General features: G+C 46.1%; 10 protein-coding genes and 1 pseudogene. All 11 read left to right on the top strand.

The genetic code is table 11. The features are described from left to right. On the top strand, positions 1 to 361 hold a 361-nt coding region (locus tag NT178_17735), incomplete at its 5' end, for a carbon monoxide dehydrogenase (GenBank protein ID MCX5814362.1). A gap of 252 nt (positions 362 to 613) precedes the next feature. Then, a complete protein-coding gene (gene acsB, locus NT178_17730) occupies positions 614 to 2821 on the top strand; it encodes an acetyl-CoA decarbonylase/synthase complex subunit alpha/beta (GenBank protein ID MCX5814361.1) in 2208 nt (735 codons plus the stop codon). Positions 2822 to 3950: 1129 nt separating this feature from the next. After that, positions 3951 to 4099, top strand: a pseudogene (locus NT178_17725) (tyrosine-type recombinase/integrase). Between the two features lie 101 nt (positions 4100 to 4200). Then, positions 4201 to 4797 (top strand): hypothetical protein, encoded by a 597-nt coding sequence (locus NT178_17720; protein MCX5814360.1) that lies wholly within the window; start codon positions 4201 to 4203, stop codon positions 4795 to 4797. A 120-nt stretch (positions 4798 to 4917) separates the two neighbouring features. After that, positions 4918 to 5820, top strand: coding sequence for a hypothetical protein (locus NT178_17715; GenBank protein ID MCX5814359.1), 903 nt, complete (start codon positions 4918 to 4920; stop codon positions 5818 to 5820). Positions 5821 to 5982: 162 nt separating this feature from the next. Next, on the top strand, positions 5983 to 6270 hold the full coding sequence (locus NT178_17710) for a toxin (GenBank protein MCX5814358.1): 288 nt from the start codon (positions 5983 to 5985) through the stop codon (positions 6268 to 6270). Further along, entirely contained in the window at positions 6267 to 6539 is a 273-nt protein-coding gene (locus NT178_17705) for a hypothetical protein (GenBank protein ID MCX5814357.1), read from the top strand. Before NT178_17710 ends, NT178_17705 begins: the two co-directional genes overlap by 4 nt. A gap of 63 nt (positions 6540 to 6602) precedes the next feature. Continuing rightward, on the top strand, positions 6603 to 7577 hold the full coding sequence (locus tag NT178_17700) for a hypothetical protein (GenBank protein MCX5814356.1): 975 nt from the start codon (positions 6603 to 6605) through the stop codon (positions 7575 to 7577). Positions 7578 to 7668: 91 nt separating this feature from the next. Then, positions 7669 to 8388, top strand: a complete 720-nt coding sequence (locus NT178_17695; GenBank protein ID MCX5814355.1) for a hypothetical protein — start codon at positions 7669 to 7671, stop codon at positions 8386 to 8388. A 730-nt stretch (positions 8389 to 9118) separates the two neighbouring features. Beyond that, the gene (locus tag NT178_17690; GenBank protein MCX5814354.1) at positions 9119 to 9802 is read left to right on the top strand and encodes a hypothetical protein; all 684 of its coding nucleotides are present in this window, start codon (positions 9119 to 9121) and stop codon (positions 9800 to 9802) included. 122 nt (positions 9803 to 9924) lie between these two features. Further along, positions 9925 to 10530: a hypothetical protein gene (locus NT178_17685; protein MCX5814353.1), complete on the top strand. Its 606-nt coding sequence runs from the start codon at positions 9925 to 9927 to the stop codon at positions 10528 to 10530. The last annotated feature ends 215 nt before the right edge of the window (positions 10531 to 10745 follow it).

Raw genomic sequence — 10745 nt, 5'->3', positions numbered from 1 at the left:
CGCTACTGCTATGGTGAAGGAAGGAGGGCTCGGCGACGATATCAGCGATCTGCCTGCTGCCGGTGCTGTGACGGAATGGATGAGCGAAAAGGCCCTTGCCATCGGGCAGTATTTTGTGGCCTCAGGCGTGTATACGGTGTTCGGAACAACATGGCCCACAACAGGGAGTGACAATGTCACCCGCCATCTTTTTGAAGAGTACGAGGATATGTTCGGGGGTATGTGGGCATTCGAGGCCGATCCTGTGAGGGCGGCCCATCTTATGATCGACCACATTGATAAAAAGAGAAAGGCCCTGGGGATTGACAAAGCAAGAGAGCGGGTGCTTTTCGATATGGCCATGAGAAGGGCGCTGGTATAAAAATAGTGAATAGTGAATAGTGAAAAGTGAATAGTAATGAACTCGTAAAAAGTCGTATTTCTGTCGTTTTGTCATTCCCACGAAAGTGGGAATCCAGTGATTTCAATGTGTTCTGGACTCCAGTGCTTGTGCCCTTCAGGGTATTCACGGGAGTGGCTGTTTTTTAACTTTTTATGAGTGCATCAAAGATGAAAAGGTGAAAAGTGAAAAGCAAAAACATTAGAAAATCGATTTTACGGTGTGGGGGCTAAGATGTCCAAGATTATCGCATCTGCGGCTATAAGAGGAGCGCAGAAAATCTATCAAAGGGCCGAGGAGAAATATAATGAGGCGCTGGAAAAGTACGGCCCCGGATATGAAGTGGGGTTTCCGAATACAGCCTACTATCTGCCTATCATCTATGCAATAACAGGCATCGGTGTCTCCAGAATAGGGGAGATGAGGCAGATTCTCGATATCTGCAAAAGGATTATTCCGCCTCCGGTAAAAGAAAAGACACCTCTTCCATACCTTGCGCCGGCTCTTGACGCGGGCATGGCCACGTTTTTTGCGGAAGAGATAATTGAATCCATACGATATCTTGAAGACCCGGATTTTTATCTGTCGAACAGTGAAGAAATAAGCGACGGCAACATATGGCTCGGCGCGGCGAACGATATAGTCTTCAGGAAAAGAGGGGTAGAGTTTGTAGACGGCACAGCGCCGGGTTTCGCGGCCATTGTCGGGGCAGCGCCAGATCCTGCGACTGCCGCGAAGATTGCTCTTGAACTTCAGGAGAAGAACCTCTATGTATTTATGTGCGCTGAACATGAAGGAAAAACATTTTCAGAGCAGCTTGTTGAGTCAGGTACACAGATCGGCTGGCCTACAAGGCTTGTATCCTTTGGCCCGGATATATCAGCAGCCGTATTTGCCATCGGTTTCGCATGCCGTGTTGCCATGGCTTTCGGCGGTATAAAGCCCGGTGATTTTAGAAAAAACCTTATATACAACAAAGACAGGACATACGCCTTTGTCCTTGCCCTTGGCAACGTAACCGACGAGTGGTATGCCAACGCGGCAGGGGCCATCAACTGGGGATTCCCCACGATTGCCGATACGCCTATCCCGCAGGTGCTGCCCACAGGCATATGTACGTATGAACATGTGGTTTCCAATATCCCCCATGACCAGATAACGCAGAAGGCCGTTGAAGTAAGGGGTTTGAAGGTGCAGGTTGCCAAGGTTCCCGTGCCTGTTTCCTATGGCCCGGCATTTGAAGGCGAAAGGGTGCGCGGCGAGGATATCTATGTTGAGATGGGCGGCGGGAAGACCATTGCCGTTGAGTGGACAACATCTAAAAGGATGGAAGAGGTTGAAGACGGAAAGGTGGAAGTCATCGGAAAGAATGTGGCTGATGTAACGCCGGGAACGAGGCTGCATTTTGCCATGATTGCAGAAGTTGCAGGGCGTAACTTCCAGGAGGATTTTGAACCGATTCTCGAGAGGCAGAACCACCATCTTATCAATCAGGCACAGGGTGTCATGCACATCGGCCAGAGGGATATAGCATGGATACGCATATCTAAACAGGCAGTGGAAAAAGGTTTTACTCTCGAACATATCGGTAAAATTATTTACGCAAAGTATCATCAGGATTTCGGGGCAATCTTTGACAAGGTGCAGATTAAAATATACACGGATGAGGAGAAGGTGCGGGAGGTTCTTGAACTTGCCCGTGCATCCTATCACCACAGGGATGCCAGGATCGAAGGCATGACGGACGAGACCATTGATACATTTTATTCCTGTATATTGTGCCAGTCTTTCGCGCCTGATCATGTGTGCATTATAAGCCCGGAGCGTACCGGATTATGCGGGGCCTATAACTGGCTCGATTGCCGCGCCGCCTATGAGATAAACCCGGAAGGACCGAACCAGCCCGTCAAAAAAGGTGAATGCCTTGACGAACAATACGGTCAGTTCAAGGGGTGTAATGAATATGTAATAAAAGCATCGAGGCAGAAGGTGCAGAGTGTCAGTTTATACAGCCTCATGAATGACCCCATGACTACCTGCGGATGTTGCGAGTGCATAGCGGCTATTATGCCCATGTGCAACGGCATTATGACAGTTGACAGGGATTTTACAGGAATGACGCCCTGCGGGATGAAGTTTACAACCCTTGCGGGTTCTGTGGGTGGCGGAGCACAGACCCCCGGTTTTCTGGGTCACAGCAAATACAACATAGCGCAGAGGAAATTTTTACGGGGCGACGGAGGGCTTTTACGCATTGTCTGGATGCCTAAGAGATTAAAAGAGGAAATTTATGAGCGCCTCAAGGCAAGGGGTGAAGAACTTGGCTTCCCTGATTTCCCGGATATGATCGCCGATGAGACAGTCGGTACAACGGAAGATGAGGTGCTTGCATATATCACAGAAAAAAGCCATCCCTGCTTGACGATGGAACCCTTGATGTAATTTCGCGTTCTTTTAATGTTTCTCTTTGACGGTCAACGGCATGGAAGAAATACTCATCTGCGGCGATCTGCCGCTCCTTGCGCCCTCCAACATACATAAAGTATAGTTTCCGGGCTGCAAGGCTTGCATCTCATCCACATCTGAAGCATTTCTCCCATGCCGTCGCCCACTCCAAGCCGGATTTACATCAGCCTTCCCGCTGATGCGAATCCGGCAGAAATAAAGACATCTGTTTTCATTTTCACGAAACTTTTTGATGACAATACCCTAATATTCTATAAACCAGTTTTAAAAATGATATTGTGTAGAACATTGTCTGTATTTACTTTGCAGAGATTTTAGAAATCTGTGAAACTGTTTCACGGATTTCCTTGGTCAGGCCTTCAGGTCTCATCTCACACGCCCTGTGGGTATAATTTCTTTCTGCCCTGACAAGGGCATGGAATGTGGACAGAATTGAGCCTTCTCGCAATTATGGCCACAAGTATATCCTGCCTTTCTCTGCGTACTCTGCGAACTCTGCGAGAGATAACGCCTTTAATGATTTTAATTCTTTTTCCTCACGCCCTCTCCCTTACGGTCGTTCGAGTACGCAGAGATCGCAGAGTTAAAATAGCTTTTGCCGGAATTTAGAGAATAATTCATTCCGGCAACCCGCACACCCTGCGGGTAAAATGGTACCAGCTTCCTGCACCGGAGGGGCGTAGTGTGTGAGCAGGATCAGTCCGTCTCACGATACTGCTCACAGATATATTTGCCTTTCTCTGCGTACTCTGTGAACTCTGCGAGAGACAATGCCTTTAATTCTTTTCCTTCTTGTTTATGAATTCCCCAATGTCAAGAATAAAGATTTGACCCTCCTTGATTTCTCTCAAAAAGCTGAATTATGTAAAACAGCTTCTATATTGGATTTACATGAAGTTTGATGATTGCCGCCACTGTGGCGGCAAATGTTTGTTGGGAGGGTGGGATATTGAAACAAACAAAAATCTATTCAATGTTCGGGGTTTCTTTTCATGAACAAATTGAAAATTTATAATGCTTGATAATTTTCTTGACATGTTATTGAAATAGCAGGAAAATAGAAAGAAAAGGGTGGGTATAACGGGGATCATTAAAGACTTTCCATCATTCCTTTGCAACCCACTTATTAAAAGCAAACCAGTATATAAGTACAGTCCAGGAAATTTTGGACACAAGGACGTGTCAACTACGATGATTTATGCTCATGTTCTTAACAAACCGGGCTTGTCTGTGAAAAGCCCATTGGATATTTGAGGGTATGAGGTGTTTTCTTAAACTGGAAAAAATCTGTAAAACCCGGTTATATGAGGTGATATACAGAATTTTTCTGTATACTTAATTGTTAGGGACAGAGAATGAAAGCTAAGGCACGTTTTATAGCAATTGGTGTAGCCTTATTGGTAATTGGCATGGCCGTTGGCTATTACTTTGCCGTCGCAGTCAAAACACCACGGAATTTCGATTGGAAAGCTCTATCCTTAGATCAACCCGGCAAGGGTTATGGCTATTCCTCCGAAGCCCTATTCGGTTCCGACATTCGTTTACCTGAAATAAGGAAGCTGTCCGGCAAGTGCAAATTCTTAAGTGCTTCCCCAAAATCGAGAAACGAGGAATTGAATTTAGGATATGTAGTCTCAGTGGATGTGGAAAAATTGGATTTGCAGAGGGTGCCACAAAAGTACAAAGTCGAAAAGAAGGAAAAATACAAGTCTGGCGAATGGACAGTGCCCCCAATCGATGAGGTTGTCTATTCGGTAACATTTGCATTTACTTTGAAAGATAAAGATGGCTTTATTCTGTTAGAGTTAAAAAGTCCTTCGCATAGCATCTACTCGGGAAAAGTCAATGTATTTCAAAGCGTAGTGGAAAAGCCCATTTTACCGGCCATCGCAGAACGAGTTGCGAACATTACTTTATCGATGATGGTTGAGAAGTGCGAGACATGCAACTAATCAAAGAGCACCCTAACAAAACAATCCAGCGGACGTCTTGCAGCCGCCGCTGATTTTTGCGTTATGCGTGAAACATATAGATAGAATCAAGACATAGCGTACAAAGACACGAGGTGTGGCATGTCGAAAAAGAACGAAGTTAGAAGAGTCCTAAAGGGTTGTTTCTCAAATCCTTCCATGAGCCTTGGAAAGACTGAAAGGAACTGTGAAGTAAAAGTATTATTTTTAACCCTTTGGGAGCTTGGCTGGGACCCAGTCACTCAGCTTTTCTTTAACTTTCAGGTTGACAAAGAAGCTATAGGAGAAGGGGCCTACATGAGGGGTGCCCCGGACATAATTATTGGCAATAGGGCTGGTATATTGATGGTTGGTGACGCTAAGCACTGGCAAGAAAACCTTAATAATTATTTTGAACAAGTAACAACTTATCAAAAAGCCTTGGGACTGACAAGGGCATTTATTACTAACGGACATCGATGGGTTATTTTTGGGTCTGGCAGGGAAGGGATTGTCTTCGACGAGGAGTTTAATGACCCAGATTACATGATTGATAAGTTAAAACCTTGGATTGGGCCAGATTCTACCAATGGCCTTGGAGTCTTGGCCTATAATGGAGTTTTTGAAAAAGGTCTAAGCCTGCATAATGACAATAGTTCAGTTGATGTGGATGCAAAGTGGAACCCCGAGAATCCTAACTACACAATTCCAAAATCCCAGCAGTTCCTTCGACTCCTGAATCAACTCGTTGACGAAAACCCGGATTTGCTGGCAAGAAAAGCGAGGAAAAACATCTTCATTCATTGCCGAAAAGGGAAACTGATAGAGTATTCACCTGAGACTAATACAATTGCTAAGACAGTGAATGATCACCAAAAGAAATTGTTTGTTCCAGAGGCCTTAAGTAAGGATTATCATTCCCTTATTAAAAGTTACAAACGTATTGCATCAGATCCTGAGAGAATTATAGAAAAACTGAGAGAAATAGTTAAGGTATTGAAAATTGGCCAGGCTTCATGTCATTGAAGGCCAAGGAAAAGCGGAAAGGTATCTTAAGGGCCTTTTGCATAACCCGACGATGCAGCCAATCGGCCATAAAGCGGCCTCTGGCTGATCTTATTGTTATCCTTGTCGAAAAACTGAGACTAGAACCTTGATCTGTACACACAAATGATGTACACTTGAATCATGAGATATGAATGGGACCCACAGAAGAATGAGTGGCTGAAAGCAGAAAGGAATATATCTTTCGAGAAGATAGTTTTTCATCTAGCCCAAGGCGACGTGTGGAAGCTTGCCGATCATCCCGACCAGGAAAACTACCCCGGACAAAAGATATATTTTGTCAATGTAGAGGGATACATCTATCTTGTTCCTCACGTGGTTGAAAAAGACTACGTTTTCTTGAAGACGGTTATTCCCAGCCGTAAGGCAACCAAGGTATATAAGAAGGAACAGGAGGTTAACAAAACATGAAATACGACAAGGAAGAAAAGGCCATTATTGATGCCTATGAAAAAGGGAAGATGAAACCTTCAACTCCGTCTAAAAAAGAGATTGAAGCTATAAAGGCAACAGCAAGAAAAACGTTGGTAAAGGACAAGCGAATAACCATACGCCTCTACGACCACGACTACCAGGGCATTCAAAAGAAGGCAATGGAAATGGGCATCCCTTATCAAACCCTCATTTCCGGCATAATCCATAGGTACATAGAGGGAGACCTGACCTCAAAAACAGGATAACTACTTGATGGAGCCGACTCCTTACAGTCGCGGCTCATCATGGCGTTAGCATTAGGAGAATAGATGACGACTGAACTTAATCTGAATCTTGCATTGGCAAAGCAGCACTTTCAGGATTTGATGACTCTCACCACCATTGATCATCTGTTGAACCGCGAGTACGATAGTGGCCCCAAACGTGAGCGCATTCAAGAACTCATAGGGAGCCTCGTTTCACTTACTAAAGCCATAGAGGACGAATTCTCTGCGTATCTGGATAAAGCTGATGATGCCCCAATCATGCACATGGATTTGGAACTACGGGATTTCTATGCGAATCTTCTCGAACCTAATGCTATCAAACTCCGCGACATCTTCCTGAACATCACAGGGTTCGGGGAATCTCTCGGCGTCGCTGGCTGGGAGGAATTACTGGAAGGACTCAACCCATCAGACACGAAGACACCAATCGCTAATGCCGTCAGCTGGGGTCTGGAGCGATGGTGGACTATGCTTGATGATGGAGAACAACAGGACTGGCTTGAGCGGGGTTTTAACATTGAGGCCGCGATAGACCTTGTAGACAAGGGTTTCTTCGCACCGGATTTGTGGTTGGAAAACCAAAGGTTATTGAGGCCGGTCCTGGTCGCCCGGCCCTTGAATACTGTACCTTCGCATGTCCAATACCGCCTCCGCGAGATCTATCGCTCATTTGTTCACGGGTTGTGGATGAGTTCAATTGCTTTGTCCCGCTCCGTGGCTGAGTACGCCATAATTGACAACGGGCCGCGCCTCGGTTTGGAGGTCAGTCAGGAGTGGAGAGGCAAGAAAGAATTCAAAAAGCTTGAACGTCTTATTGATGAGGTGGCCGCGAAGTACCCTAACCTTCGCACGCCTTTAGAAAAAGTCCGCACCACTGGGAATCGAATCCTGCATCCAAAGAAGAAACGCGATGTGGAGGTCATTTCCTTTCCAAAGGTCATGCGGGAAGAGGCATTGGTATGTATAAAGGGAACGAGGCTTGTTGTTGAGAGCCTATATTCCTTTGCACGGGGGTGAGAGTTTCAAAAACAAAAGGCTGCTAACTACCGGATGCAGCCAATCGCTTACGCTCTGGCTGATCCAAGCGTTATGCAATGAGGTGATTTTGATGAACTGGGAAGTGGAAACGGTTGGAGATAAAGCAGACTTAACTGAATTATGCAAATGCCTTGCAGATAATGAGCTTCATATAGAAGAGAGAAACAACCAATTCTTCCTGCGATCCATCCGATTCAACGATTTAAGCACATCTGAAGAGGTAGTATCCGCAGGCACTAATATTCTGACGTTATTAACCGGTTCGGCAAGATTAGCGCTTGGTGGTAAAACCCCTATCACAGTCGGAAGTGTTGCGAAAATACGTGAAGATGGGGGACGTGACATTTTTCTAACAATTACAGAAACTGTAGGTTTAAGAGCTTTTTTTAGTATTGAAACTCGCAAAAGTAATGGAAGTATCGAGGTTTCTCATCCAGCCCAAGATGTGCCGAAATGGATTAAGCTTGGTTTTTCTGATGAAAAGGTTGCAAAAGCACTTAGGCTTTTTGGAACCAGCGAACATGATTGGGTGAGTTTATGCCGCCTGTATGAAGTAATTGAAGAAGACGTCCGAACGGTTGATGAAATAGCCAGGCGTGGGTGGGCTACAAGGGCATCTATCAAACGCTTCAAACATACAGCAAATAGCCCCGGTTCGACGGGTGATGCCTCTCGCCACGGCAAGGAATCAACTTCTCCTCCAGGCAATCCCATGACACTGCCGGAGGGGAAGGCTCTTATAGAACTGATCCTGCATGGCTGGCTGAGGTCAAAAACAAGTAATGCATAACCACTGCATGAAGCGGATCGCGGCCCTATCGGGCCACTCCCGCTTATGCCCATGTTCGGCTGAAAAGCAATTTCTGAGGAATTGAAACATGACTGATCAAAACAAGCCCTGCCGACACTGTCGGATGTCCATTCCAGAAGGTGCGAGCGTCTGCTTTCACTGTCAAAAGTCTCAAGGTTACTTTTCGTCAAAATTGGCGTCTGTTTCCGGTTTCATTAGCGTTGTCTCCATGGTCCTATCAGTAGCTCTCGTTACTTTGTCCTGGCTGCAATTCCAAGAGGCTACCAAGCAAAGGAAATCAGCGGACCGTGCTGTTCAATCAGCAGACAATGCTCTAAGGCAGGCCACTGCGGCAGGGGCGGACGTACTTAGGGCCAATGCGGAATCCAACATCGCAAAAGGTGCGGCAGAGCGAGCCAGAGATGAAGCTCGGAATACCGTGGAGCATCTCCGCAGTAATATTAAACTCATGCTTGAGATGGAGCATCTCACCCCAGCAATTGTAACGGAGGCGTTTGATCCAGTACGGGTGGGGAAAATACGTCGAAAGCTTGAAGAGTTCGCAGTGCCAAACGAGAAAGAGCGGAAAAAGTGGTTGGAGTCTCTCAGGTAGTCACAGCTTTGAGCAGTGAAATTAGTAGGCCGAACAAGGCGCTGAAGCGGACCGTAGCCCTGGCGGGCTACTCCCGCTTAGCTCGGCGTTAGCCCACATATGAAATGATAGGAGGTCATGATGATTTTCAGAGCCAGCAAGGATTCAGCCGCTATTTTTTGCGACTTCTCTTCATTGTGGCATCCTCATCCTGAAATCTTCGACCGCCATGGCTACAAATGGCCCGACGACTTTGACGATGCAGACAGTGTTGGTCAAGCAAGATTCCAAGCCATAGAAGACCTTAAGAGCGGTCTATCCTTATACAACCATGAGGGCAATCTATACCCTTTCACGGAGAAGAAGATTATTGAAAGACGCTGTAAAGTAAAAGAAAGTGTCATTATCGAACGGTTCGGAAACCGTAATCCATTCCCCGAAAGTAATGTCTTTTTCCTGGAAACTGGCTACAACCTCGGCAACGTCGAGTATATGGTGTTCAAATACGACAAAAACCACTCCTTGTATTCAAGCTTTAGAGAGGTGTTGTGTAGGTTTCCACTGTCGGCGCTAACACAAATTATTTTACCGTTGCGAGAGCAGCACAGCAAAGGTCTTTCACGACTGACCGACCTAGAAAAACGGGAGAATGAAGAAATCCTGTGTCATCAGGAATTCAAGGAATGGCAACTTATGGAAAGATACACCTCTCCCTCAGAAGATGAGTACAAAGAAATATGTGAGCTTCCATTACATCATTATCATTTTCAGCGTGCTGAAGAGATTGATATTTGGTTGAGGTTTGAATACTTCAAGGGCTAACGCTCCCGCTGAAGCCGGGCGTTAGCCAGAAAGGAAGAACAGCGGAGAAAATGGCTAGGACCAGTACACGATTTCTGAGCTTTGACACACTACACACCCGAGGTCAGACCGCAGACACTGTTGTGAAACTGATGATGGCGTGTAACGACCTCTCGCTGGCTAACCAAGCGCTCTCCAACTGGAAGAAGGACCAACCCAGCACCAGAAAACCTCGCCAGATTGGGGCAGGAATGTACTTCATTAGGATGCAACTTGCTCATCTTTACGAAGGCCTAAAAATCATTGAGGAAATCAAGAAAGATCAGTTCCTAATGGTTCTTGTGGGACAATGCGACGTGGAGACCCAGAGATCGTTTCATGAGCTTGAGCAGTTCTTACCCGGCGGTTCATGCCATTCTGAACTTGAACGGCTGGTGGGTAAGGTACGCCACAATCTTGCCTTTCACTATTACGGGTGTGGAAAGCTAATCAACCGAGCGATCGCCGACAGAGCCGCCCGTCAGGAAGCAAGAACGTCATCTGTAACGCGGGGAGACACAGCCTATTTGTGGTATTTCAAAGTCGCAGATGACGTGGTGGACAGCATTGTCGTGCGGCAGATATGGGCCATTCCACAGCGGGCGGACATGAGAGTCGAAGCGGACAAAGTGGCTGATCGCGTGCATCAGATTTTTCTGTGGTTTGTTGATTTTGCGGGTGAGTTCATTTGGAAATACTGCGGGCCTTGATACGGCTAACGAATAGTTGCACCGGACATGACAAAACAGCACGCCACGCCGGTGAGCATCTTGTTATGTGAAGAATAAACTTGACTATGAGTGACAATGGTGTACACTGTTAGTACACAATTGGAGGTTAGGTTATGAAATTCATAAGCGTACGTGACTTACGAGGGAAATCTGCCGAGGTTTGGAAGAATCTCCCGACAGAACGGGAGTTAATT

Source organism: Pseudomonadota bacterium, from assembly GCA_026388255.1.
Lineage (GTDB): Bacteria > Desulfobacterota > Syntrophorhabdia > Syntrophorhabdales > Syntrophorhabdaceae > JAPLKB01.
This window is presented reverse-complemented; position numbering and strand designations above follow the sequence as displayed.